Consider the following 25,063-nt stretch of genomic DNA (forward strand, 5'->3'; position numbering starts at 1 on the left):
GAGGCGGCGGCACTCTGGTAGATGCACCGGCGGCCCGACAGATAACAGAAACCGACAAGAAAGACGTACGCCGCTGCGGGCGCTCAGCGCCGACCCGTACGTCCGGCCGGCCCGGTCAGGGCGTTCGTGGCGAAACGGCCTCCGGTCTGGTCCGGAGGCTGAATCAGGCGGACCGGGCGGCTGCGCCGAGCGATTTCGGGGTGTCGTCGAGCGCCGGTCTCAGGGCCGGGCCGGCCTGCTCATAGGGTTGGGACAACCGATCCAGCAGTGCGGCCCGATGAGCCGGCGCCGCCCCGACGGCGAAGGAGCGATATGGCCCTGCGAGCGATCCGAGGTGCGATCCAGGTCGAGGCCGACGAGCGGGAGTTGATCCTGGAGGCTACCGCCGAACTCGTCACCGAGGTCATGACCCGCAACGAGTTGATGATCGACGAGGTCGTCAGCGTGATCTTCACCACCACCTCCGACCTGACGGCCGAGTTTCCGGCGGCTGCCGCCCGCAAGCTCGGCTTCGGGGAGGTCCCGCTGCTCTGCGCGAGCGAGATCGACGTACCGGGGGCGTTGCCGAGGGTGGTACGGCTGATGGCGCACGTCGACACCGAGCGGACGCGCAGCGAGATCCGCCACGTCTACCTGCGGGGTGCCGTCGCACTGCGCCGCGACATCGCGCAGTAGGCGCCCTCCCGCCGCCCCGGCGGTGGTGGTGGACCGGCGACCGTCGAGAGTGGACTCAAGTGGTTCTGACCCTGGCGGATCGCCGGCCATGCTGGCAGCCTTCCGTGGAGGATCGGCGATGACCACAGGAGGTAGCACCATCAGCGCCCTGAAGGTTCTCTACGTCGGCGGCAGCGGGATCATCAGCTCCGCCTGTTCCCAGCTCGCGGTCGAGCGCGGCATCGAACTCACCGTGCTCAACCGGGGCACCACCACCCGCAGGCCACTGCCGGCGGAGGCGACCGTGCTGCGGGCGGACATCCGCGATCCGGACTCGGTCCGCGCCGCGCTGGGCGCCCGGGAGTTCGACGCGGTCGTCGACTGGATCGGGTTCACCCCGGGCCAGGTCCGGACCAGCATGGAACTCTTCCGGGACCGCACCGGCCAGTACGTCTTCATCAGCTCGGCGTCGGCCTACCAGACCCCGCCCGCCCGGCTGCCGATCGTCGAGTCCACGCCGCTGCGCAACCCCTTCTGGCAGTACTCCCGGGACAAAATCGCCTGTGAGGACCTGCTGGTCCGGGCGTACCGGGACGAGGGGTTCCCGGCGACGATCGTGCGCCCGTCCCACACGTACGACCGCACTCTCGTGCCGTTCGACGGTGGCTGGACCGTACTGGACCGGATGCGGCGGGGCCGGGAGATCGTCGTACACGGTGACGGCACCTCGCTGTGGACGCTGACCCATCACACGGACTTCGCCCGGGGACTCGTTCCGCTGCTCGGCCATCCCGGCGCGGTGGGGGACGTCTTCCACATCACCTCCGACGAGGTGCTGACCTGGAACCAGATCGCCGAGACGCTCGCCGCGGCGGCGGGAACGTCGGCCCGGATCGTGCACGTGCCGTCGGACGCGATCGCGGCGGCCGACCCGAACTGGGGTGCTGCGCTGCTCGGCGACAAGGCGCACTCGATGGTCTTCGACAACTCCAAGCTGCGCGGACTGGTCCCCGACTACGTGGCGACCGTGCCGTTCGCGCACGGCGCGCGCGAGATGGTGGACTGGCACGACGCCGACCCGGCCCGGCGGCGGGTCGACGCCCGGCTCGACGCGGTGATGGACCGGCTCGTCGAGGCGTACCGGGCGCGGGACCTGGTTCCGGCCGGCGGGGACGCCGGGTGACGGGTTCCGGACCGGAGGTTCTCGTCGACGCTTCCCTGGTCAGGCCCCGTCCGCCGGCCGGGCACCGCGGGCGCGTACCGAGTAGAGCCAGGCGTCGACCCGGGCGGTGTCGGGTACGGCGGGTAGCGGGGTGTGGGTGAGCGCGTCGTCCAGTTCGCCGTGCAGGGCGAGGCGCCAGCTCTCCACCGTCGACCAGCCGACCTCGCCCCGGCGTACGGCCAGCAGCCGGTCGCGGTACGCGCCGACGTCGAGGGTCAGCCGACCGTGCCGGAGCAGGTCGCCGGCCGAGAGCAGCAGCCGGAGCAGGTGCATCACGTGCTTCCACCGGGGCTGGCCGTGCTGCCGCAGGTCGGCCTCGATCTTCTTGAACTGGCTCAGCACGTACCCGGAATAGGTCTGGTAGGCCAGTTGGGAGAGGAAGGCGGGTCGCAGCGCGAGGAGTTCCTCGCCCACCGGGGTGAGGGTGAGCACCGTGCCGGAGTGCAGCACCTCCAGCAGGTTCGGATTGGCCTTCAACGCCAGCTCGCAGAAGCGTTCGACCTCCCAGGAGAACTGGTCCGGTTCCGGCCCCTCGAGGTGGCTGGGCGGCTTGGTCAGCGACCAGAACGCCGGCGTGGGTGCGACGTAGACGCCCCGGATGTCGGTGTCGGATCCCTCGGTGTCCAGGCCGAAGGCCCGGGAGCCGACGACTGCGGCGTAGATGGTGTGCCGGGCCAGCAGGTCGGCTCCGTCCACGGCCGGCGCCCCGGCACCGACCGCCGCCCCGTGCTGGTGCGCCTTGCGCAGGGTGAGGTGTCCGCGCGGGCTCCGTAACCGTCGACCGTCGGCGAGCTGGACCAGGTAGTCGTCGGCCGGCTCGTCGTAGCCGACGACCCGACCGGTGGCGCCGCGCTGCACCCGTACGCCCTCGGTGTCGGCGGCGGTCTGCCGGAGCACCACCTGGGTACCGGCCGGTAGCTGGGGCGCCGACGGTGCTCTCCTCGACATGGCCGTCATGCTGCCGTACCCGCAGTCCCGCCCGGTACCGGGTTTCACACCGGTCCCGCAGCCCACCCGGATCACTCCTGTCGTACGCGGCGGCGACAATCGGGTGATGTTCCTCGCCACGCGGGCCGGTCGGGCCGGACGGTCCGCAGCCCCGACCGGGGTAGTGGGTACGCTCGCTACCGGCGTGGGGCCCGGCCCGACGGCCAGCGCCGACCACCGGCGCACAACCGGCAATTCTGGGAGTTCACCTCGTTGACTGCACAGCCTGAAATCTTGTACGGAGCCGACGACCTGACCCACCTCGAGGGTCTGGACGCGGTCCGGAAGCGGCCCGGTATGTACATCGGGTCGACCGACAGCCGTGGTGTGGGTCACCTCTTCAACGAGATCGTGGACAACTCCACCGACGAGGGCGTCGCCGGTCACGCGACCCGGATCGAGGTCACCCTGCACGCCGACGGCTCGGTGCAGGTCGACGACGACGGCCGGGGCATTCCGACGGACGTGCACGCCAAGTCCGGGCTCTCCGGCGTCGAACTGGTCCTCACCCGGCTGCACGCGGGCGGCAAGTTCGGCGGCTCCGGCTACAAGACCTCCGGCGGCCTGCACGGCGTGGGCGCCTCGGCGGTCAACGCCCTGTCCCGGCGGTTCGACGTGACGGTCCGGCGCGGCGGGCAGATCCACCAGATGTCGTTCCAGCACGGTGTCCCGGGGGTCTTCGACTCGCCGGGGCAGGGGGCGACCTTCACCGCGCACCCGGGTCTGCGCCTGCTCGGCAAGCTGAAGCGCGGCGAGTCCACCGGCACCTCCATCCGCTACTGGTACGACACCCGCTACTTCGAGACCGGTGCCGTGCTCGACGTCGACGCCGTCCGGGCGAAACTGCGGCACACCGCGTTCCTGGTGCCCGGCGTGACGTACGTGCTGCGGGACGCCACCGGCGGTGCGATCAGCGCGGAGACGTTCCAGTTCCCGGACGGCCTCACCGACATGGTGGACTTCCTGGCCCCGGCCGCCGACAAGCCGGTCTCCGGCACGCTCATGATCACCGGCACGGGCAGCTACCGGGAGAACGCCGCCGACGCCAACGGGGTGATGCAGAGCAACGTCGAGCGTCGGGCCGAGGTCGAGATCGCCTTCCGCTGGGGGACCGGCTACGACCGGACCGTCGAGTGCTTCACCAACACGATCCGGAACGTGCACGGCGGTACCCACCGCAAGGGCTTCGAGCGCGGCGCCGTACGGGCCCTGGTCGACGCGATCCGGAACGCTCGCGGCCTGCTCAAGCCGAAGGAGGATCCGCCGGTCCTCGACGACATCCTGGAGGGCATCACCGCGGTCGTGCACGTGCGGATCCCCGAACCGCAGTTCACCTCCCAGACCAAGGACGAACTCTCCACCGCGCCGGTGACCAAGGTCGTCCAGGCGGTCGTCGAGCAGCAGATCCGGGCCTGGCTGGAGGATCGGAAGACCAAGGCCGAGGCCCGTACGGTGCTGCAGAAGATCGTCGACGCGGCCCGGGTCCGGCTCACCCAGAAGCAGCAGAAGGACGCCGCCCGGCGCAAGACCGCGCTGGAGGGCGCGTCGATGCCGCCGAAGCTGGTGGACTGCCGCTCCACCGGGGTCGAGCGCAGCGAGTTGTTCATCGTCGAGGGGGACAGCGCGCTGGGCACCGCCCGGATGGCCCGCTCCTCGGAGTACCAGGCGCTGCTGCCCATCCGGGGGAAGATCCTCAACGTCCAGAAGGCCAGCCTCCAGCAGGTGCTGGACAACGCGGAGTGCTCGGCGATCATCCAGGTGCTCGGCGCCGGCTCGGGACGTACCTTCGATCCCGCGTCGCTGCGGTACGGCCGCATCCTGATCATGGCGGACGCGGACGTCGACGGCTCGCACATCCGTACCCTGCTGATCACGCTGTTCGCGAAGTACATGCGGCCGGTGATCGAGGCCGGCCGGCTGTACGCGGCGGTGCCCCCGCTGCACAAGATCAGCACCAAGGGTCGGAGTCCGGAGACCTTCTACACCTACACCCAGGCGGAGATGGTCGGCAGGGTGAGCCGACTGGAGAAGGCCGGCAAGCAGGTCGTCACCCCGATTCCCCGGTTCAAGGGTCTCGGTGAGATGGACGCCGACGAACTCTGGGACACCACGATGAATCCGGCCACCCGGTCGGTCCGGCGGATCACCATGGACGACGCCGAGGCGGCCGAGGAGGTCCTCGAACTGCTGATGGGCGAGAAGGTCGAGCCCCGGAAGAACTGGCTCATCGAATCGGCGAACCGGGTCGACCAGGACGCGATCGACGCCTGAGCGTCGGCCCGGCAGGGCCGGTCGACCGGGGTCGACGAGTCGGAAGAGTGGGAGCGGCCGTGCAGGCTGGCCGAGGAGCGGGAAGAGAGCGCGAAGTCATGGCACGCCGTACGGGCAAGGGACCGAAGGTCGACCTTTCCGCCTTCGACCAGGCGGGGGCGCGGATCCTCGACAACCCGCTGGCCACCGAGGTCGAGGACTCCTACCTCGAGTACGCCTTCTCGGTGATCCACTCGCGTGCCCTGCCGGACGCGCGGGACGGCCTCAAGCCGGTGCACCGGCGCATCCTCTTCTCGATGAGCGAGCAGGGCTACCGACCCGACCGGGCCCATGTGAAGTCTGCCCGAGTTGTCGGGGATGTGATGGGTAAGTACCATCCGCACGGCGATGGGGCGATTTACGACGCGATGGTGCGGCTGGCCCAGGACTTCTCGCTCAACGCCCCGCTCATCGACGGGCATGGGAACTTCGGATCCCCGGACGATGGACCGGCCGCGGCGCGTTACACCGAGGCACGGATGTCCCGGGAGGCGATGCTGCTGGTCGGCGAGCTGGGCGAGGGTACGGTCGATTTCCGGCCGAACTACGACGGTTCGCTGAGCGAGCCGGCGGTGCTGCCGGCGGCGTTCCCGAATCTCCTGGTCAACGGCACTTCGGGGATCGCGGTCGGGATGGCCACGAACATGATCCCGCACAACCTCGGTGAGGTCGTCGCGGCGGCCCGCTGGCTGATCGAGCACCCGGACGCGTCCCTGGGCCGGCTGATGGAGTTCGTGCCCGGCCCGGACCTGCCGACCGGAGGGATGCTGCTCGGCCTGGACGAGGTGCGCAGGGCGTACGAGACCGGTCGGGGCGTGGTACGGATGCGGGCCCGGGTCGAGACCGGGCCGCTGGAGGGCAGCCGGGGCCGGCAGGCCATCACGGTGGTCGAGCTGCCGTACGGGGTGGGCGCCGAGAAGATCATCGAGGCGATCACCGACGAGGTACGCGGCAAGATGATCACCTCCGGTCCGCGCAAGGGGCAGCGGCAGCCGGCCCGGTTGCAGGGCATCGCCGACGTCAAGGACCTCACCGACCGGGAGAACGGCACCCGGCTGGTCATCGAGTGCAAGGTCGGGGTCAACCCGCAGGCGCTGCTGGCCGACCTCTACCGGCTCACCCCGCTGGAGCAGTCGTTCGGGGTCAACAACCTCGTCCTGCTCGACGGGCAGCCGCAGACCCTCGGGCTCAAGCGCCTGCTCGAAGTCTTCCTGGCCCACCGGTACGAGGTGGTGACCCGGCGCAGCACCTTCCGCCGGCAGAAGCGGCGGGACCGGCTGCACCTGGTCGACGGCCTGCTGATGGCGCTGCTCGACATCGACGAGGTCGTCCGGCTGATCCGTGGCAGCGAGAACGCGCAGGCGGCCAAGGACGGCCTGATGAGCCAGTTCGGGCTCTCCGAGATCCAGGCCACCTACATCCTGGACACCCCGCTGCGCCGGCTGACCAAGTTCGACCGGATCGAGCTGGAGGTCGAGCGGGAGCGGCTGCGGGACGAGATCGCGGCGCTCTCCCTGATCCTGGACGACGACGCCGTGCTCCGTCAGGTGGTCTCCGACGAGTTGGCGGCCGTCGTCGAGGACTTCGCGACGAAGCGGCGTACCACGTTGATCGACGGTGACCTCAAGGAGGTGCTGGCGGCCTCCGTACCGGCCGGTCCGCTGGAGGTCGCCGACGACCCGTGCCAGGTGATCCTCTCCGCGACCGGGCTGGTCGCCCGGACCGCGGCCGAGTCCGAGGAGAGCTCCGAGGGGCGTCGCCGCAACGGCCGGACCAAGCACGATGCGGTACGCGCGGTCGTACACACCACCGCGCGCGGTCAGGTGCTGCTGGTGACCAGCGCCGGGCGGGCGTTCAAGACCGACGTACTGCCGTTGCCGGTGCTGCCGGAGCAGGCCGGGACGGTGTCGCTCAGTGGCGGCATGTCCACCTCGGAACTGGTGCCGCTGGAGCCGGGCGAGACGGTGGTCGGCCTGGCCCCGCTCGGCGACGGGGACGCCGGCTCGCCCGGCCTGGCGCTCGGTACCCGGCAGGGCGTGGTCAAGGTCTGTGCCCCCGACTGGCCGGTCCGGTCGGACGAGTTCGAGGTGATCGGGCTGCGCGAGGACGACGAGGTGGTCGGCGCCACCTGGCTCACCGACGGTACGGAGACGCTGGTCTTCGTCACCTCGGACGCCTCGTTGCTGCGGTTCCCGGCCAAGCTGGTCCGGCCGCAGGGCGCCAAGGGCGGCGGCATGGCCGGGATCAACCTCGGCGCCGACGCGGAGGTGGTGTTCTTCGGCGGGGTCCGTACCGACGACCCGGAGCAGGGCGAGCCGATGGTGGTCACCTCCAGCGGCAGCGGTGTGAAGGTGACCCCGTTCGCCCTCTACCCGGCCAAGGGCCGGGCGACCGGCGGGGTCCGGGCGCAGCGCTTCCTCAAGGGCGAGTCCCGGCTGGTCGTCGCCTGGGTCGGTCCGCGTCCGGTGGGCATCAGCAAGCGCGGGGAGCCGATGACGCTGCCCGAGCCGGACCCCCGCCGGGACGGTTCCGGCGCGGCGGTGTTCGGGCCGGACAAGGTCGGTCACCTGATCGAGCGGGGCTGACGCGTCCGGCGGTGTCGACAGTGGACCGAGGCATTCGTCCACAAGAATTGGCGTCAACCGGTCTTGAAACACGGACCATCGGGAACTGACTGGGTCAGGGGCACCTCCGGTAGCACCGGAGGACCCCGTTCCGGCCCCAGTGGAAACCGATGGAGGTTGTCGTGGCCATCACCAGCGACACCGGCGGCACCCCGGTCAAGACCGATGTGGAGAAGGCGTTACTCGGCGGCAGCACCTACCGCAGCCTCGGGGAGCAGCGCCTCTCCCCGGCCGAGGAGAGATTCGAACGGGGCCGCCGGACCATCGGCCTCTGGCTCGCCCCGCTGGTCTCGATCGTCTTCCTCGCCCTGCCCCTCGACATGGCGGGCAACCAGCAGACCCTGGCCGGCATCCTGCTCGGCGTCATCGTGCTCTGGGTCACCGAACCGGTACCCATCCCGGTCGGCGGGCTGATCGGGGTCGCCGCCGTCGTCGTACTCGGGGTGGCGCCGGCGGCCGACGTGCTCGGACCGTTCGGGTCCTCGACGGTCTTCACCTTCATCGGCGCGTTCATTCTGGCCCAGGCGATGCTCAAGCACGGACTGGCCCGGCGGTTCGCGTTCCGGATGCTGTCGCTGCCCGGGGTCGGCAAGACCACCGGGCGGGTCGTCATCACCTTCGGCCTGATCACGGCCGCCCTCTCCGCCTTCGTCTCCAACACCGCGACGGTGGCGATGCTGCTGCCGACCGCGCTGGGCATCCTCGCGGTGATCGCGAAGCTGATGCAGGAACGGGGCATCGCCAAGGCAGACTTCGACCCGACCCGGCTGCGGGTCGGCGTCGCGCTCATGCTGATGCTCGCCTACGGGGCCAGCGTCGGCGGGCTGCTCACCCCGGTCGGCACCCCGCCCAACCTGATCGGTCGGGACCTGATCGCCGAGGCGACCGGGGAGAAGATCTCCTTCGCCGAGTGGATGGTCGTCGCGTTCCCGATCTGCGCGCTGATGTTCGTCGCCCTCGCCGTGGTGCTGCTGCTGTTGAACAAGCCCGAGATCCGGCACATCGAAGGGGTCGCCGAGTACGTCGCCAGCGAGCGGGCCAAGCTCGGTCCGCTGTCCCGGGCGGAGCGCAACACGCTGATCGCCTTCACCGTGACGGTGCTGCTGTGGATCACTCCCGGTGTGGTGGCACTGGCCTGGGGCAGCGACTCCAGCCAGTACGACTGGATCAGCGGGCGGCTGAACGAGGGGATCGTGGCCGTCCTCGGTGCCTCGCTGCTGTTCCTGCTCCCCACCGACTGGGGCAGCCGGCAGTACACCCTGAACTGGAGCGACGCGGCCCGGATCGACTGGGGCACGATCCTGCTCTTCGGCACCGGCATCATCTTCGGCGCCCTGCTGGAGTCCAGCGGCCTGGCCAAGACGATCGGCGAGGGCAGCGCCGACCTGTTCGGGCTGAGCAGCGTCGTCGCGATCACCGCGTTCGCCGTACTGCTGGCGATCATCATCTCCGAGACGACGAGCAACACGGCCTCGGCCGCGGTGGTCGTACCGATCATCATCCCGGTGGCCATCGCCGCCGGGGTCAACCCGTTCGTGCCCGCGCTGGCGGCGACCTTCGCGGCCTCGTTCGGCTTCATGCTGCCGGTTTCCACCCCACAGAACGCGATCGTCTACGGCTCCGGCGTCGTACCGATCACCAAGATGATCCGCTCCGGCTTCTCCTTCGACATCCTGGGCGCGATCCTGATCCTGCTGCTCCTGCCGCTGATGGTCGCGCTCGTCGGGCTGGGCAGCTGATGGCGGCGGCGACGGCCGGGACGGCTTCGTACCGGATCGCGGTCATCCCCGGCGACGGCATCGGGGTCGAGGTCACGGCGGCGGCCCGGCAGGTCCTCGACGCCGTGGCGGCGCGGCATCGAATCTCGCTGTCCTACGAGGAGTTCGACTGGTCCTGCCAGCGCTATCTCGCGGAGGGCACGATGATGCCGGCCGACGGCCTCGAACGGCTGCGGCCCGCCGACGCGATCCTGCTCGGCGCGGTGGGCTGGCCGGGCGTGCCCGACCACGTCTCGCTCTGGGGGCTGCTCATCCCGATCCGCCGGACCTTCCGGCAGTACGTCAACCTGCGTCCGATCCGGGTCTTCGAGGGAGTCGTCAGCCCGGTACGCGGGGCCCGACCGGGCGAGGTGGACCTGGTTGTGGTCCGGGAGAACGTGGAGGGGGAGTACAGCGAGATCGGCGGGCGACTGGGGCGGGGGACGCCGGAGGAGCTGGCGATGCAGGAGGCGGTCTTCACCCGGGCCGGAGTCACCCGAATCGTCGACTACGCGTTCTCGCTGGCCCGGACCCGGCGGTCGTACGTCACCTCGGCCACCAAGTCGAACGGGATCGTGCACACGATGCCGTTCTGGGACGAGGTCGTCGCGGAGCGGGCCGCCGGGTACGCCGACGTGCGCTGGGACGCCGAGCACATCGACGCGCTGGCCGCCAAGCTGGTCCTGCAACCCGAGCGGTTCGACGTGATAGTCGGGTCGAACCTGTTCGGCGACATCCTCAGCGACCTCGCCGCGGCCGTGGCGGGCAGCATCGGCATCGCCCCGTCGGCCAACCTCGACCCGACCCGTACCTTCCCGTCGATGTTCGAGCCGGTGCACGGTTCGGCACCCGACATCGCCGGCCAGGGCGTCGCCAACCCGCTCGGCGCGGTCTGGTCCGCCGCGATGATGCTCGACCACCTGGGCCACCCCGGCGCCGCCGCCGACATTGTCGCGGCGATCGAGGCGTGCCTACTCGATCCCGCCACCCGGACCCGCGACCTCGGCGGCACGGCCAGCACCGAGGAGGTCACCCACGCACTGCTCGCCCAGGTGTAAGGAAGGGCCCCTTCCTATCGCTTTCGGTAGAAGAAGGGCCCCTTCCTAACCGGGGTCGGTGACGTCGGCGATGGTGGTGGCGAGGGTGGCCAGCGCCTCGTCGGCGTCGAGCGCGACGGCGGCGCCGTGCTCGCCGGTACCGAGTGTGATGGTCCGGCCCCGGATCCGTTCGTCGGCGACGACCGGCCACGCCGTGTGGGCGCCGAACGGGGTGATGGTGCCCCGCTCGTAGCCGGTCGCCTCCCTGGCCTCGTCGGCGGCGGGCAGCGACAGCCGGTTGACGCCGAGCAGCGTACGCAGTTTCGGCCAGGAGATGACCCGGTCACCAGGTACCAGCACGAAGACGAAGTCGTGCTCGGCCCGGCGTACCACGATAGTCTTCACGACGTCCGGGACCGCGACCCCGATCGCCTCGGCGGCCTCGGCCACGCTGCGTACCGGCCCGTGCCGGATCACCCGGTGTGCGATCCCGGCCGAGGTGAGGGCGTCGAGGGCGGCACCGGACATGACTGCACCGTACCGCGCCGATCCGGCGGCTCCGGTCCGATCCGGCGCGGTGGTGTACCGATCCGGCGCGGTGACGTACCGCGACTCCGGCCGGGACGCCCGACGTCGGGAACCATCCACCGGCGGCCCGCCCGGCCGGCATGACCGACACATCGATCCTGGACGTCTTGGGTACGACCGAAGACGGCCGCCGGATTCCGGACCGGTTGCGGCGGCGCGGGCGCCGGCTCCGGGCCACGGTCCGCCGGTCCGGCCGGTACGTCGCCCCCCCGGGTACGCCCCGGCCGGTACGTCGACCCCGGGTACGCCTCGGCCGGCATCCGGAAGCGCGGAATCAACAGGTAGGGAAGGAATCGACGATGTCCACCGACGCCACCACCCAGTCCCGAACCCCGGTGCACCCGACCGACGCGCAGGAGGGCCGACCCAGCGGGCGGGAGATCCGGCTCGTCGCCCGTCCGACCGGTGAACCCGGTCCGGAGAACTTCGAACTGGTCCGCAGTACGGTGCCGGCGTTACAGCACAACCAGATCCTGGTCCGGAACACCTGGATGTCGGTCGACCCGTACATGCGGGGGCGGATGGACGACCGGAAGTCGTACATCGCGCCGTTCCGGCTCGGGGCCACTCTGGACGGCGGGGCGATCGGCGAGGTCGTCTCGTCCCAGGTGGACACGATTCCGGTCGGAGCCACCGTCTCGCACTTCCTCGGCTGGCGTGAGTACGCCGTACTGGACGGCGCGAACGCGACAGTCGTCGACACGACGATCGCACCCGCCGAGGCGTACCTGGGGGTGCTCGGCACGCCGGGGCTGACCGCGTACGTCGCGCTCACCGACACCGCCCCGGTACGCCCCGGCGACGTCGTCTTCGTCTCGGCCGCCGCGGGTGCGGTCGGCAGCGTCGCCGGGCAACTCGCCCGCAAGTTGGGCGCCGGCACGGTGATCGGTTCGGCCGGTGGCCCGGAGAAGGCGAGGCGCCTGGTCGACGACTTCGGGTTCGACGTCGCGATCGACTACCGGGCCGGTTCGGTGGCGAGGCAGTTGGCGGCGGCCGTACCCGGTGGAATCGACGTCTACCTGGACAACGTCGGGGGTGATCAGTTGGCGGCCGCCATCGGCGCCCTGCACGTCGGCGGTCGGGTCGCGCTGGTCGGCGCGATCAGCAGCTACAACGCCACCGCACCGGTGCCCGGTCCGGCCAACCTCGCGCTGACCGTGACCAAGCGGCTCTCCCTGCGCGGCATGATCGTGACCGACCACCTCCAGCGGCTCCCCGAGTACGTCGCGCTGGCCGCCGGTTGGCTGGCCGACGGCACGCTCCGTACCGAGTCGACCGTGCTGGAGGGCATCGAGCAGGCGCCCGCCGCCTTCCTCGGCATGCTTCGCGGCGCCAACACCGGCAAGATGCTGGTCCGGCTCGGCGACTGACCGGCGTACCCGGGGCGGGCCGTCGTCGGGCCGGAAGACGGTTCAACGGCGACGGCCGCCGCCGGGTCGGCTGCGGCGCGCGCGGGAGGCCGAGACACTCGACGGGTACGAAATAAATTGGCAACTTTCTCTGCGCGGTTGTCGAAACACACCGCTTACAGACTCGGCGTCCCACGGATCTTCAGACCGGGGCGGCGTGAGCGAGCGCAGCGGGCGGATCAGGAAGCTCGATCTCCGAGGTCATGCCGACGGCGAACGTATCGAGGGGGCGGCGTGAACCATCACGAGCAGTCCGCGGTCAGTCGGCGGGGTTTCCTGCGCGCGGTCGGGGTCAGCGGCGGGGCGGGGGCGATGCTGGCCACGATGGGGGCCCTGGGGCTGGCCCCGAGCGCCGCAACCTCGGCGGTACCGGCCTTCCGCGCGCCGACCCGGTCCGACTTCAACCTGACCGGCCGATCAGGAGCCCGGGTCGTGGTCCTCGGCGGGGGCGTGGCCGGCCTCGCGGTCGCGTACGAGCTGGGCAAGGCGGGGTACGACTGCACCGTGCTGGAGGCGCGGAGCCGGGCCGGCGGCCGGAACCTCACCATCCGGGGCGGCTCGGTGGAGACCGACCTCGACGGGCACACCCAACGGGCCAACTTCTCCGACGGGGTCTACTTCAACGCCGGACCGGGCCGGATAGCGCAGTGGATGGTCACCATGGACTACTGCCGCGAACTGGGCGTACCGGTGGAGGTCTTCACGAACGCCAACGCGGACGCGTGGATCTACAACGAGTCGGCCGGCATGACCGCGCCGGTACGCTACCGCACCGCCAAGGCCGACGTGTACGGCTACGTCTCCGAGCTGCTGGCCAAGGCGACCGACCAGGGTGCGCTGGACGACCGGCTCAGCGCCGAGGACAAGCAGCGCCTGCTGTCGTTCCTACAGAGTTACGGCGCGATCGGTGGACGTACCGGCGGGTGGGCGTACACCGGCACCAGTCGGCGTGGCTACCTCGAATATCCGGGTGCGGGTAACGACGAGGGCGTCCCGTTGGGTGCCCCGCCGGCGCTGGCCGACGTCTTCGCCAGCAACGTCGGCCGGTACTTCGCCTTCGAGACCGGGTACGACCAGGCGATGCTGATGTTCCAGCCGGTCGGTGGGATGGACCAGATCCCGAAGGCGCTGGCCAAAGCCGTCGGTCTGCAAAGGATCCAGCTCGGTGCCGAGGTGACCGGGGTGACCGACCGGGGCGGCCGGGTCGAGGTGACGTACCGGCAGGGGGGCCGGGACCGGATTGTCCGGGCCGACTTCTGCGTGGCGACGATGCCGCCGCACCTGATGGCCCGGGTGCCGCACAACCTGGGTACCGGGGTGACCGCCGCGCTCGCCGGCTTCCCGGCCACCGCCTCCGGCAAGATCGGTCTGGAGTACCGCAGTCGCTGGTGGGAGTTGGACCAGCGCATCTACGGAGGAATCACCGAGACCGACCTCGACCTCTCGCACATCTGGTACCCGTCGTCCGGCTTCCACGGTCGGCGCGGGCTGATCGTCGGCTACTACAACACCGGGTCGAACGCGCGGACGTACAGTGCCCTCACTCCGCTCCAGCGGGCGGAGCGGGCGGTCGCCCAGGGAGTGAAGATCCACGGCGACAAGTACCGCACCGAGCTGGCGACCTCGTACTCGCACGCCTGGGACCGGACCCGCTACCTGGAGGGGGCCTGGACCTCGCCGCCGCACGGCACCGCCGGCTACAACCTGCTGCTTCAGCCGGCCGGCCGGGTCTATTTCGCCGGGGACTGGCTCAGCCACGAGACGGCCTGGCAGCACGGCTCGTTCGTCTCCGCCCGGACGGTGGTCACCGCGCTGCACCAGCGGGTGATGGCGGACTGAACGCGACGGTCGCCGGCGACCGGAAGCGCACGGCACTCCTTCGGAACAGCCGCGGACCGCGTTCAGCGCGGCAGCGGGCCGCCCATGGAGACAGCAGTTGCGGGCCGCCCGCCGAACGGCCGCGAGCCGGGTTCAGAGCAGCGGCGCGACGTCCCGGGTGATCGGCACGGCCAGCACGGTCGGGCCGTCCGTGTCGAGCGCGGTCCGGAAGGCGGCCCGGAACTCGTCGACCGTCTCCACCTGGTGGGCGGTGCAGCCGTAGCCGCGGGCGATGCCGGGGATGTCGATGCCCGGCAGTTCCAGGCCGGGTACCCCCGGTGCGTTCTCCAACTCGGCGAAGGCCTTGAGGACGCCGTACTCCTGGTTGACCGGCACCACGAAGACCACCCGTAGCCGTTGCTGGGCCGCCGTCCAGAGCGCCTGTGGCGAGTACTGGAACGAACCGTCCCCGATCACCCCGATCACCGGCCGCTGCTGCCCGGTGTCCCGCTGGGCGAGCGCGATGCCGACGGCCGCGGGCAGCCCGAACCCCAGACCGCCGCTGGACATCTTGAAGTACGACCCGGGCCGGGTGATGGTCAGTCGCCGGTGCAGCACGCTGAGGTTGGAGGGCGACTCCGGTACGACGATGCCGCCCGCCGGCCACTCGTCGGCGAGGGCGCCGAAGAGCGCCTCCGGGGAGAGCGGGAGGCCGGACTCGGCGGTGGACGTACCGGGCCGGGCCGGTGGCGTCGGTCGGTCCGTCGCGGGCAGTTGGGCGGCCAGGGCGGCACAGGCGAGCGTGACGTCCCCGACCAGGCTGTCCCCGACCGGTGCCCGGGCCGCCTCGGACGGGTCGTCGGTGATGTGCAGCAGCCGGGTACCCGCCGGAAGGTACCCCTGGGAACCGGGGACGTACGGGTAGTAGCGGAACACCGGGGCACCGATCACCAGCACCGTGTCGTGGCCGGCCAGTTTCTCGGCGAGCGGCCCGATGGCCGGCGGCAGCAGTCCCTGGAACTGCGGGTGGTCCTGTGGGAAGCCGATCCGGTCCGCGAACGGCGGCTGCCAGACCGGTGCCCGTACCCGTTCGGCCAGGGCGACCGCCTCGGCCCAGCCGCCGCTGCGGTCGATGCCGGAGCCGATCACCAGCATCGGGTTGCGGCTCTGCGCCAGGATCTCGACGAACCGGGCCAGTACCTCGGGATCGGGCGCGACCCGGGTGCTCACCTGGCGGACCGCCGCGGTGCCGGTGGCCGGCTCGTCCCAGTCGTCGAGCGGCAGCGACAGGTAGACCGGGCCGGCCGGCGCCTGTACGGCGGTGGCGTACGCCCGCATGAATGCCTCCGGGATGTCCTGGGCGCGCAGTGGTTCATGGCTCCATTTGACGTACGGCTCGGGTAACTGGGTCGGGCGCACATTCGTCAGCATCGGTTCGAACAAAGTCATCGTCCGGGTCTGTTGGCCGGCGCTGACGATCATCGGCGTCTTGTTGTGCCAGGCGGTGACGAGGCTGCCCATTCCGTTTCCGGTGCCGGGGGCGGTGTGCAGGTTGACGTGTACGGGCCGTCCGCTCGCCTGGGAGTAGCCGTCCGCCATCGCGACCGCCGAGGCCTCCTGTAGGGCCAGTACGTAGCTGAAGTCGGCCGGAAAGTTCTTCAGGAATGGCTCCTCGGTTGACCCGGGGTTGCCGAACACGGTGGTCAGGCCGAGGGAACGGAGCAGGTCGTAGGTCGCTTCGTGCACCGTTGTCATCGGAAAGAGCCTCCTGGAGTCCTCGTCCCACGGGCGGACCACCGGGCTAACCCGCTCATTTCCGTCATACCGTACGCGTACATGATCATGCTGCTTTATCCGTACGACCCGCTGCCGCCCCGGGGCGGGGCCCGATCCGGCGAAAACGGGGCGTCGGTCACTGTTTTCGCTGCTGAGAGGGGTTGGCACCGACGGAACCGGGCCAGTAATGTCGGCGAGTCTGGTCCGGCCCTTTGGTTGCCACGCGGGTGACACCGGAACAGACCCGCCGAGTCGTTCAGTCACGAACCGGGGACCCACAGTTATCTGGGGTGAATCCGCGAGCCACCGGCCCGCGGTAGGGCGGCCTTCCCGCCCGAATCCGTCAGCTAACCCGGTAGGCGGAGTCGGAAGGAGAACATGTTCGTGCCGTACCCCCCGGGCTCCGGCCCATTCCCCCAGCTCACTCGCCTCACCGCGCGCCGGCTTCCGGTCGCCGTGCCCCTGCCCCCGGCCCCTGCGCCCGAAGCGGGTCGCTGACCCCGGCCAGATAGCGGTTTGTGACGCGAGAACGGCTGGGCTGCCGGCCCCGGTGAGCCTTCCGGCCCCCGGGAAGCCGTCCGGCCCCGGTGCCGGGCCGCTACCCCGGTAGCGGATGCCCCAGGCCCGGCACACCTCGGTGTGCCTTTGGCGGCCAGGTCGGAAGAACTGTTTCCGCGCTGATACGCGCGGCATCGCGTCGCATTCTCGACAGCGGATAGAAACGACGCGTCACCGGTCGAATTCACCTGACCGGTAATGCGTATTTCCCTGGAGGATACGTTGAACCATCCCGTTTACCAACGGCTCAGAAATGCCACGTCCGGACGACGTAACCGGCTCGCGCTCGCCGCGGCCGTGGTCGCCGCGGCGGCGTCCACCACCGGCGTCGCGCTGGCTTCGACCGGGCAGTCCACGACGCCCACCGGCACCGCGGCCGTGGCCGTCGCGGAACTGGGCCGGACCGCCGGCCAGACCGGCCAGACCGAGGCGCCGCAGCCGACCGCACCGGAGACCGCCGCACCGGCCAGCCCGTCGGACCCGGCGACCGCCGAACCGACCCGTGCGGCGTCGAGCGCGGCGAAGACGGCTCCGACCAGCACCCCGAGCAAGCGACCGGCTCCGCCCGCGAGCAAGGTGCTCGACTACCAGTTCCAGGCCCAGATCAACGGCTGGTACTGCGGGCCGGCGGCCACCCGGATCGCCCTGACCGTCCGCGACGAGCGGCCGAGCCAGGACGAGGTGGCCGGTGACCTCGGCACCACCATGAGCGGAACCAACTCGGCCCAGGACACCACCCGGGTGCTCAACAAGGTCATCGGGACCGACTTCTACCGGAGCACCATGCTCTCCGGTGGGGCGGCGAGCCGGGCCGAGATGGACCAGCTCCAGGCCGATGTCGTACACGCGGTCAGCAACGGGTACGCCGTGGTGGCCAACATCGCGGGCTCGGCCACGGATGTCGACGGAGGCTGGCACAGCTACCCCGGTGGCCACTACCTGACCGTGGTCGGCTACCGCGACAACGGACGTACGGTGAAGATCGCCGACCCGGCCATCCCGGGCGACGACAGCACCTACTGGATGACCACCATCGACCTGGCGAACTGGGCGGCCAGCCGAGGCTACTCGTCCTGACCCCGTAACGCCGGTTCGGTCTCCGTCCGCCGGTCCCCCTCGTCCGTCCGTGCGTCCCGTGCCGACGCGGACGGTCGAGGTGGGGCCGGCGGACGTCGTTGCGGCGTCGACAACCCCCGTACCGGCCCCGGGTCAGTCCGTACCGGCCCCGACCATCCCGTCAGGCAGCCCGTACCGGCCCCGGCCGGCCGTCAGGCGGTCGTCGGGGGCGGGTCGCCGGCGACGACGAACTCCCCGTACTCGGCGATCGGGGTGAACCCGAGCCGCCGGTACAGCGCGATCGCGCCGACGTTGTCCGCCTTGACGTTCAGGGTCACCTGGTCGACCGTGTCCAGCAGCCGTCGGCAGAGCGCCGCCACCGCCGCCGTGGCCAGTCCCTGCCCCCGGACCGACGGGTGGGTGGTGACGTTGCCCAGCGCGCTCACCCGGTACTTGGGCGACCAGACGTGCACCCCGGCCACCGCGAGCAGTTCGCCGTCGCGACGTACCCCGACGTACTGGCCGGTCCCGATCATCCGCTGGTCGAACCAGTTGTCCGGGTAGGCCGCCGCGTACAGCGCGGCCAACTCGGGTACGTCGGCGGGGCCGAGCACCTCGCCGGCCGCCGCCACCCGGTCCAGCCTGCCGGCGTCGGTGAGGGCCATCTTCAGGTGCGGGCCGCGCGGCTCGAGGCCGAAGTGTCGGGCCAGCACCTCCTCCCCGCCCGGCGACAGGTGTGCGTCGAAGCGCCGTGGCAGGAGCGGGACGAGCGCGGTCAGCAGCTCGGCCAGGGCCTGCGGGGAGCGGTCGAGCGCCAGCAGGACCGGGGTGTCGCCGCCGTGGTAGACCAGCGCCACCGCGTCGCCGAGCCGGTACCAACTGGTGTACGGCCAGTAGAAGTCGTCGAGGTCGCCGAGTTCGTACGCGTGCAGGTGCGGGTCGCGGCGTAGCAGGTCGGCGAGTTCGTCACGATCGTGAGTGGCCCTGATCATCCTCACGTCCGGATCATGGCACAGGCGCGGGCCGGGGTGCCGGTACCGCCGACGCCCCCGCTCCGGCGTCGAGGTGCCGGCGGGCCTCGTCGAGGAACCCGTCGGCGTACGTCTGCGCCGGGAAGTCGCCCAGATACCGGGTCCGGGTCTGCCAGCGGGTCTCCTCCAGCGGATCGGTGCCGAGCAACTGGTCCAGCACATCGTCCAGGTTGGACATGTCGGAGCGCAGTACGTAACCAGACCCGGCCAGCGGGAAGCTCTGCACGAACTGCTCGCCCTCACCGACCCGGTCCGTGACCGCGTACGGCTTGCCGGAGTAGAGGTAGTCGGAGATCACCGCGGAGACGTCCGACACCAGCGCGTGCGACCGGTTGACGCACTCGACCAGCGTCATCTTCCGGGCCGCGTCGGCGCCGAAGACGTGCTGCCGACCGGTGGCGGCCCGGTGCTCGGCGAGTACCTGTTCGAGCCGGGCGAGCTGCCGGGCCGACGCCGGATTCTGCGAGGTGTACGGGTGCGCCCGGAGGATGACCGTCGTGCCCCGGTCCAGCAGCCCGCGGACCAGGGTCTCGCCGACCGGCAGCGAGCAGTAGTCGACGTCGGCGTGGTGCCCGGTCCAGGTCGGGGTGTAGAGCACCACCTTCTCGGCCCGCTCCCGGATGGGCTCCCGGGTGACGGCGATCGACTCCACCTGCGGCCGGCCGACGATCGCGAACTTCTCCCTCGGGATGACCACGCCGTTGCGGGCGTACCGGTCGATCGCCGCCTGGCCGGCGACGAAGATCTTGTCGAAGATCGCCGAGACCGGGTTTGCGCTCGGCGCCTTGTCGCTGTCGCCGTGGTGCAACTGGATGTGCGTGAGGTGGGCGAACCGGATCGAGTGGCTGTTCTTGGCGCCGTGGTTGACGTAGAACGCCACCCGCAGGCTCGGCACCAACGCCTCGTCGATCGAGCGCGGCGTCGGGCAGACCACGACCGGCGCGCTGGTGGCGGCCGCGACCGGGGCCAGGAAGTTCGGCTCGCGCAGCAGCACCATGAACGGCCGGCCGATCCGTTCCAGGTACGGCAGCCACATCATGACCTGGTACTCCGACCCGGGCGGGGCGGAGAAGTAGAGCAGGAACTCGGGCTGGTGCCGGCGGAGCGCCTGGGTGACCGGGCTCTGCCCGGCCGACGGCCGGAGTCGCCGCAGCGCGATCGGCGCGATCGCGCCCCCGGCACAGACCGCACCGACCAGCACGGTGAGGATCAGGGCCGGCCAGGCCGGCAGGGTCAGCGCCGCGCTCGCGGCCAGCGCGACCAGCAGGAGCAGGACGGCCGGGCCCAGCCGCCCGGCGACCAGCAGCGGCGACGAGCGCACACCGAGGTTGGCCGACCGGACCTCCCACTGGGCGGCGTCCCGCAGCGGGCGTTCGGCCAGGGTGAGCCCGAGCAGTGCCGCCCCGGTGACCACCAGGGTCCACCGGGCCTCGGGGACCAGCCGGGCGTACCCGACCAGGACGCCCGCGATCAGCAGCACCGGCTCGGCGACGAGGTCGGAGCGCGGGTTGATCCGCCGCTCGGCCCATACCGAGGCCGCGGCGGCCACCGCCAGTGCCAGCCCGACCGGTTCGGCCGAGGTCAGGGCGAGGGTGAGGAAGGACAGGACCGCCAGGCCGGCGCTGAGGCACCGGATGGCCAGCTTCCTGACCAGATCACCACGCATGATCTTCCTTCCCTGCTGGAGAGCCGGGCGGGGGCACCGACTCCGGCGACGATGTGGCTACGGCGTGCCCACCCGGGGCGGCGGCAGCAGTTCGGTGGTGCGCTGTCGGACGATCGGCCCGGGTGTCCCGTTCCCGTCGTCCGGGGCGGCCGAGTCCATGATCGCATCGGCCGAACCGGTGTTCGGCTCGACGGGTGCGCCGGCCGGGTCGCCGGGGGAGCGGCGGACGTCGACCACCTGACCGGTCAGCCCGGAGAGCAGGACGTCGAGGGAGACCCGGGCGACGGTGTCCGCCGCCAGCAGGGTGTGCTCCGGCTCGTCCCCGAACGCCCGGGTACGCATCGGCGTCGCGGTCCGCTCTGGGTTGACGCAGTTCACCCGTACGCCGAGTTCGGACCACTCGTCGGCGAGCGCCTGGGTCAGGTTCACCACGGCGGCCTTGGTGGCGGAGTAGAGGGCGTACCGGGCCCGTCCCCGGGTGTACGAGCTGGAGGTGTAGAGCAGCAGCTGGCCCCGGGTCTGCCGCAGGTACGGCAACGCCTGCCGGGCGATGGTGACCGGGGCCATCAGGTTGACCTGGAACATCTGCTCGATGGTCGACTCGTCCATCTCGGCGAGCGCTCCCATCCGGAGTACGCCGGCCGTCACCACCACGTGGTCGATCCGGCCGGTCGCCTCGAACGCGGTCCGCAACGCGGCAGCGACGTCGTCGGCCCGCTCGACGTGGGTGCCGGTGCTCGACCGGCTGACCGGGAACACGTCGGCGCCGTACTCCCGGGCGACCTCGGCCAGCCGGTGGCCGATGCCGTGGCTGCCGCCGAAGACGACCACGGTCCGCCCGCTCAGCTCCTCGGTGTACGCCCGCTCGTCCACCAGCCGGGGCGCCTGCGCCGCGGCGAGCTGGAACAGCTTGTCCGCCAGGTGTACGTCGACCGGATGGGTCACCTTGATGTTCTCGTCCGAACCCTCGATGACCTTGATGGGCACCTCGGGCAGGTAGCGGAGCACCACTCCACAGTCGTCGGTGGCGCTGAACCCGGCGTCGTCGGCGGCCAGCCGGTAGGCCTCCCGGATGGTGCCGGACCGGAACGCCTGTGGCGTCTGGCCCCGGCGCAGCCGGGCCCGGACCGGGATGTCGGTGATGCAGTCGTCCTCGTCCACCTGGATGATCGTGTCGGCGGACGGGATGGCGACGTCGACGGCGGCGTGCGTCCAGAGGGCGTTGACGCACTCCCGGACGATCCGCCCGCTCAGCAGCGGCCGGACCGCGTCGTGGAACAGGACGTTGCAGTCGTCCGGCCCGATCGCGTCGAGCGCCAGCCGGGTGGTCGCGTTGCGGCTGTCGCCGCCCTCGATGACTGCGCTGACCTTGCGGAAGCCCGCCTTGTCGACGATCTGCCGGGCCGCGTCGAGGTGGCCCGGTGCCATCAGCACGATGATCTCGTCGATCTCGGCGGCGGCCTCGAAGACCGCGATGGTGTGTTCGAGGATCGGCTTTCCGGCGATCTTCAGCAGTTGCTTCGGGATGCCCAGCCCGACCCGGGTTCCGGTGCCGCCGGCCAGCACCACGGCGACCGTCCGGGTGGGCCGCCATCCGGCGGTGGCCGGTCGGCCGGTCGGCGTCGTCGCCGGGTCATGCGCCATTGCCGATCCTCACTGACTTCGCACGATCGATGTTCCGGTGTTCCCTCGGTCGTTCACGCCATTTCATCCGAAACAACGCAGGGTGGGCGGATTCGCACCGGGTCGGACTCCGTAACCCCTAGGACCCTAGCGCGGGACCGGCCGGGCATCAGCTTCCTGACTGCCCGGCCGCCGGGTACCGCTGCCGCCGGTCGACGGCGCGAACGCCGCCTGCCGGTCGGGTCTCCTCGGTCGTGCGGAGTTACGTCCGGTTCATGAACTTCTCGTACTCGGCGACGACCTCGTCGGTGGGGCCGTCCGCCCGGATCAGCCCGGACTCCAGCCAGATCGACCGCTCGCAGGTGTCCCGGATCGTGCCGATGCCGTGGCTGACCAGGAACACCGTTCCGGCCTCGGCGCGCAGTTCGCGGACCCGCTGCTCGCTGCGGCGCCGGAACCTTACGTCACCGGTGGCGAGCGCCTCGTCGATCAGCAGTACGTCGTGCTTCTTCGCCGCGGCGATCGAGAACCGCAGTCGGGCACCCATGCCGGAGGAGTACGTCCGCATCGGCAGCGAGCTGAAGTCGCCGCGCTCGTTGATCCCGGAGAACGTGATGATGTCCGGCGTGACCTGCTTCACCTGGGCCGGGGTCATCCCCATCGCCAGGCAGCCCAGCGCGACGTTCCGCTCGCCGGAGAGATCGTTGAGCAGGGCGGCGTTCACCCCGAGCAGCGACGGCTGTCCCTGGGTGTAGACGGCACCCCGGCTGGCCGGGAGCAGTCCGGCGATCGCCCGCAGCAGCGTGGACTTACCGGAGCCGTTGCTGCCGATCAGGCCGATCGCCTCACCCCGGTAGGCGGTGAAGGTGACGCCCTTGACCGCGTGCACCTCGGTGATCGCGCCGCTCTTGCCGCCGGTCACGATCCGCTTCAGGGCGGCGACCGGGCTGCCGTTGCCACCGGCACCGGCACCGTGCACCCGGTAGATGATGTGCACGTCGTCGACCACGACGGTGGGAATCCGGGAACCGCCGACGGCGGTGGTGGTCGCCGAGAGGTCGGTCTGGGAAACGATCGGCTCAGCCACGGCCGTACTCCTTCTCACCGCGCCAGAAGTAGATGAACCCGAGGACGCCGGCCACCAGCGCCCAGCCGATGCCGAGCAGCCAGGACTGGGTCTGCGACGCGGTCACCGGCGCCGTCTCCATCAGTGCGTGCCGCATCAGCTCGATGTACACCAGCAGGGGGTTGAGCTGCACCAGCCAGGCGACCGTCTCCGGAAGGTGCTTCTCGAAGTTGGCCACGCTGTAGAGCACGCCGGAGCCGTACATCCAGGTACGCATCACGAACGGTACGACCTGCTTCAGGTCGGTGACCTTGGATCCTAGTCGGGCCATCGCCATCGCCACTCCGGCGTTGAACACCGACTGGAGCAGCATCGCGGGTATCAGCAGCAGCCATTCCAGGGTCAGCGGTTCGCCGTCCACCAGCACGATGCCGGCCAGTACGACGATCGAGGCGAGCAGCTGCTGGAACTGGGTCAGCGTGATCGCGATCGGCAGGGCGGCCCGGGGGAAGTGCAGCGCCCGGATCAGGCCGAGGTTCCCGGTGATCGCCTGGACGCCGCCGCTCACCACGGACTGGGTGAAGGTGAAGACGAACAGGCCGGTGCAGAGATAGGCGATGAAGTTGTCGATCTCTCCGCTGGTGTTGAGCACCACGCCGAAGATCAGGTAGTAGACCGCCGCGTTGGTGAGCGGGGTCAGCACCTGCCAGACCCGACCCAGGCGGGCGGTGCTGAACGACGCCGCCAGTTTGGCGTTGGCGTAGGCGGAGATGAAGTGCCGATAGGACCAGAGCTGCTTGATGTACGTGACGAGGCCGGGCCTCTCGCCGGCGACCGACAGGCCGTACCGGGCCGCCAGCTCTGCCTGGGTCAGCTCTGCATCGGGGTTTGCTACCGCCGTGGTGGCCATAGCCGGGCGCTCCGATCTGTTCGGGCTGCAAGCGTCAAGATGCGCGCGACTTTCCCGGGCCGGAGCCAGGGCGGGGAACGCCAGTGGGCTGTCGCACGGTGGAAGGTAGTCCAAACTACGTCGGGACGCAACCGTACCGTCGTCGCGCTATATTGGCCCACGTGGCGACCGACAACCGGCGTGCTCCAGCGGGAGCGGCGGTACTCCGAGGGGAGATCACCGCTGCCCTGCGCATGGCCGTGATGCAGGAACTCGCCGCGGTCGGATACGGACGCCTCTCGATCGAGGCGGTCGCACGCCGGGCCGGCGTCGGCAAGACGGCGATCTATCGCCGGTGGAACTCGAAGCTGGAGATGGTGCTGGAGATCGTTTCCCGAGTCGCGGGGCAGAGCCTACCGCTGCCGGATACCGGAAGCCTACGGGGTGACCTCGAGGTGCTGCTGCGGATCGTGGCCCGGGCCCTGAAACACCGCCTGGCCTCGCAGATCATCCCGGATCTGCTCGCCGAGGCGGCCCGCAATCCGGAGATCGCCCAGACCCTGCAAGAGGCCCTGCGTGCGAATCAGCGGGACATCGGCATACTGTTGCTGGACCGTGCGGTCGATCGTGGTGAGCTTCCCGCGGGAACGGACCCGGACGCCGCGGTCGATCTGATCGTCGGTCCGCTCTACTGGCGGTTCGCCGTCGCCCGCACCCCACTCCCGGAGGACTACCTGCCGCGAATGGCCGCCGCGATCGCGGCCGGACTGGGCGTACGGAGCGTCGTCGCCGCAGCGGTGGAGGACGCCGTCACCCCCGGAGGGAGCGTGGGCGTCGCCCTGTCAACCTGACCATCCCGCCACCGACTTCTTCACGCCAGGTCACCCCGGCCGAGGGTCCATCCGCAGGCCGTGACCTATCCCGCACCACCCGATCCGCGTACCGAACAACGAGCTAGCATCGCATGCCAACCGCGATCCCCCCAGTTACAG

The 25,063-nt window shown here is 70.7% G+C and carries 18 protein-coding genes and 1 riboswitch; of the genes, 10 read left to right on the top strand and 8 right to left on the bottom strand.

Annotated elements, in window-relative coordinates; all coding sequences use genetic code 11:
- The first annotated feature begins 312 nt into the window (after positions 1 to 312).
- Both aroH and H4W31_RS21295 read left to right on the top strand, forming a co-directional pair.
- Positions 313 to 675: a chorismate mutase gene (aroH, locus tag H4W31_RS21290; RefSeq protein ID WP_192768261.1), complete on the top strand. Its 363-nt coding sequence runs from the start codon at positions 313 to 315 to the stop codon at positions 673 to 675.
- Between the two features lie 118 nt (positions 676 to 793).
- Positions 794 to 1,837 carry an SDR family oxidoreductase gene (locus tag H4W31_RS21295; RefSeq protein ID WP_192768262.1) on the top strand — a complete coding sequence of 348 codons (1,044 nt, stop codon included), beginning with the start codon at positions 794 to 796 and terminating at the stop codon, positions 1,835 to 1,837.
- Between the two features lie 39 nt (positions 1,838 to 1,876).
- On the opposite strand, the gene H4W31_RS21300 is transcribed toward H4W31_RS21295, so the two are convergent.
- A complete protein-coding gene (locus H4W31_RS21300) occupies positions 1,877 to 2,824 on the bottom strand; it encodes a nucleotidyltransferase domain-containing protein (RefSeq protein ID WP_192768263.1) in 948 nt (315 codons plus the stop codon).
- A gap of 252 nt (positions 2,825 to 3,076) precedes the next feature.
- Here H4W31_RS21300 and H4W31_RS21305 point away from each other — a divergent pair, with 252 nt between their 5' ends.
- From H4W31_RS21305 to H4W31_RS21320, 4 genes are all read left to right on the top strand, one after another.
- Positions 3,077 to 5,134, top strand: coding sequence for a DNA gyrase/topoisomerase IV subunit B (locus H4W31_RS21305; RefSeq protein ID WP_192768264.1), 2,058 nt, complete (start codon positions 3,077 to 3,079; stop codon positions 5,132 to 5,134).
- Between the two features lie 98 nt (positions 5,135 to 5,232).
- The gene (locus H4W31_RS21310; protein ID WP_192768265.1) at positions 5,233 to 7,758 is read left to right on the top strand and encodes a DNA gyrase/topoisomerase IV subunit A; all 2,526 of its coding nucleotides are present in this window, start codon (positions 5,233 to 5,235) and stop codon (positions 7,756 to 7,758) included.
- A 161-nt stretch (positions 7,759 to 7,919) separates the two neighbouring features.
- A complete protein-coding gene (locus H4W31_RS21315) occupies positions 7,920 to 9,536 on the top strand; it encodes an SLC13 family permease (RefSeq protein WP_318783319.1) in 1,617 nt (538 codons plus the stop codon).
- The gene (locus H4W31_RS21320) at positions 9,536 to 10,612 is read left to right on the top strand and encodes a tartrate dehydrogenase (protein ID WP_192768266.1); all 1,077 of its coding nucleotides are present in this window, start codon (positions 9,536 to 9,538) and stop codon (positions 10,610 to 10,612) included. The genes H4W31_RS21315 and H4W31_RS21320 overlap by 1 nt, the downstream gene beginning before the upstream one ends.
- 45 nt (positions 10,613 to 10,657) lie before the next feature.
- Here H4W31_RS21320 and H4W31_RS21325 read toward each other — a convergent pair whose 3' ends face one another.
- Positions 10,658 to 11,119, bottom strand: a complete 462-nt coding sequence (locus tag H4W31_RS21325) for an aminoacyl-tRNA deacylase (protein ID WP_192768267.1) — start codon at positions 11,117 to 11,119, stop codon at positions 10,658 to 10,660.
- Positions 11,120 to 11,514: 395 nt separating this feature from the next.
- Here H4W31_RS21325 and H4W31_RS21330 point away from each other — a divergent pair, with 395 nt between their 5' ends.
- Together H4W31_RS21330 and H4W31_RS21335 are read left to right on the top strand one after the other, a co-directional pair.
- Complete coding sequence (locus tag H4W31_RS21330) at positions 11,515 to 12,549, top strand: NADP-dependent oxidoreductase (RefSeq protein ID WP_404825723.1); 1,035 nt, start codon at positions 11,515 to 11,517, stop codon at positions 12,547 to 12,549.
- A gap of 273 nt (positions 12,550 to 12,822) precedes the next feature.
- Positions 12,823 to 14,427, top strand: coding sequence for a flavin monoamine oxidase family protein (locus H4W31_RS21335; protein WP_318783320.1), 1,605 nt, complete (start codon positions 12,823 to 12,825; stop codon positions 14,425 to 14,427).
- A gap of 132 nt (positions 14,428 to 14,559) precedes the next feature.
- Here H4W31_RS21335 and mdlC read toward each other — a convergent pair whose 3' ends face one another.
- Positions 14,560 to 16,161 carry a benzoylformate decarboxylase gene (gene mdlC / locus H4W31_RS21340; protein ID WP_192768268.1) on the bottom strand — a complete coding sequence of 534 codons (1,602 nt, stop codon included), beginning with the start codon at positions 16,159 to 16,161 and terminating at the stop codon, positions 14,560 to 14,562.
- A 256-nt stretch (positions 16,162 to 16,417) separates the two neighbouring features.
- A riboswitch (cyclic di-AMP (ydaO/yuaA leader) is annotated at positions 16,418 to 16,559 on the top strand.
- Positions 16,560 to 16,962: 403 nt separating this feature from the next.
- Here mdlC and H4W31_RS21345 point away from each other — a divergent pair.
- Positions 16,963 to 17,817: a C39 family peptidase gene (locus tag H4W31_RS21345; RefSeq protein ID WP_225945624.1), complete on the top strand. Its 855-nt coding sequence runs from the start codon at positions 16,963 to 16,965 to the stop codon at positions 17,815 to 17,817.
- A gap of 191 nt (positions 17,818 to 18,008) precedes the next feature.
- On the opposite strand, the gene H4W31_RS21350 is transcribed toward H4W31_RS21345, so the two are convergent.
- The 5 genes from H4W31_RS21350 to H4W31_RS21370 form a co-directional block, all read right to left on the bottom strand.
- Complete coding sequence (locus tag H4W31_RS21350; protein ID WP_192772279.1) at positions 18,009 to 18,788, bottom strand: GNAT family N-acetyltransferase; 780 nt, start codon at positions 18,786 to 18,788, stop codon at positions 18,009 to 18,011.
- A 13-nt stretch (positions 18,789 to 18,801) separates the two neighbouring features.
- A complete protein-coding gene (locus tag H4W31_RS21355) occupies positions 18,802 to 20,493 on the bottom strand; it encodes a CDP-glycerol glycerophosphotransferase family protein (protein ID WP_192768269.1) in 1,692 nt (563 codons plus the stop codon).
- Between the two features lie 57 nt (positions 20,494 to 20,550).
- Positions 20,551 to 22,137 (bottom strand): bifunctional cytidylyltransferase/SDR family oxidoreductase, encoded by a 1,587-nt coding sequence (locus H4W31_RS21360; protein WP_192768270.1) that lies wholly within the window; start codon positions 22,135 to 22,137, stop codon positions 20,551 to 20,553.
- A 241-nt stretch (positions 22,138 to 22,378) separates the two neighbouring features.
- On the bottom strand, positions 22,379 to 23,203 hold the full coding sequence (locus H4W31_RS21365; protein WP_404825604.1) for an ABC transporter ATP-binding protein: 825 nt from the start codon (positions 23,201 to 23,203) through the stop codon (positions 22,379 to 22,381).
- Positions 23,196 to 24,092 carry an ABC transporter permease gene (locus H4W31_RS21370; protein ID WP_192768271.1) on the bottom strand — a complete coding sequence of 299 codons (897 nt, stop codon included), beginning with the start codon at positions 24,090 to 24,092 and terminating at the stop codon, positions 23,196 to 23,198. The genes H4W31_RS21365 and H4W31_RS21370 overlap by 8 nt, the downstream gene beginning before the upstream one ends.
- Before the next feature lie 161 nt (positions 24,093 to 24,253).
- Between H4W31_RS21370 and H4W31_RS21375 the strand changes: the two genes are divergently transcribed.
- Positions 24,254 to 24,922, top strand: a complete 669-nt coding sequence (locus H4W31_RS21375; protein WP_192768272.1) for a TetR/AcrR family transcriptional regulator — start codon at positions 24,254 to 24,256, stop codon at positions 24,920 to 24,922.
- Positions 24,923 to 25,063: the final 141 nt, after the last annotated feature.

The sequence above is a fragment of the Plantactinospora soyae genome (assembly GCF_014874095.1).
GTDB classification, from domain to species: Bacteria; Actinomycetota; Actinomycetes; order Mycobacteriales; family Micromonosporaceae; genus Plantactinospora; species Plantactinospora soyae.

Bases quoted from the DNA above. Each gene is read 5' to 3' on its own strand.
- aroH (WP_192768261.1), top strand. From the start codon at position 313: ATGGCCCTGCGAGCGATCCGAGGTGCGATCCAGGTCGAGGCCGACGAG.
- H4W31_RS21295 (WP_192768262.1), top strand. From the start codon at position 794: ATGACCACAGGAGGTAGCACCATCAGCGCCCTGAAGGTTCTCTACGTC.
- H4W31_RS21300 (WP_192768263.1), bottom strand. From the start codon at position 2,824: ATGTCGAGGAGAGCACCGTCGGCGCCCCAGCTACCGGCCGGTACCCAG.
- H4W31_RS21310 (WP_192768265.1), top strand. From the start codon at position 5,233: ATGGCACGCCGTACGGGCAAGGGACCGAAGGTCGACCTTTCCGCCTTC.
- H4W31_RS21320 (WP_192768266.1), top strand. From the start codon at position 9,536: ATGGCGGCGGCGACGGCCGGGACGGCTTCGTACCGGATCGCGGTCATC.
- H4W31_RS21325 (WP_192768267.1), bottom strand. From the start codon at position 11,119: ATGTCCGGTGCCGCCCTCGACGCCCTCACCTCGGCCGGGATCGCACAC.
- mdlC (WP_192768268.1), bottom strand. From the start codon at position 16,161: ATGACAACGGTGCACGAAGCGACCTACGACCTGCTCCGTTCCCTCGGC.
- H4W31_RS21350 (WP_192772279.1), bottom strand. From the start codon at position 18,788: ATGATCAGGGCCACTCACGATCGTGACGAACTCGCCGACCTGCTACGC.
- H4W31_RS21355 (WP_192768269.1), bottom strand. From the start codon at position 20,493: ATGCGTGGTGATCTGGTCAGGAAGCTGGCCATCCGGTGCCTCAGCGCC.
- H4W31_RS21360 (WP_192768270.1), bottom strand. From the start codon at position 22,137: ATGGCGCATGACCCGGCGACGACGCCGACCGGCCGACCGGCCACCGCC.
- H4W31_RS21370 (WP_192768271.1), bottom strand. From the start codon at position 24,092: ATGGCCACCACGGCGGTAGCAAACCCCGATGCAGAGCTGACCCAGGCA.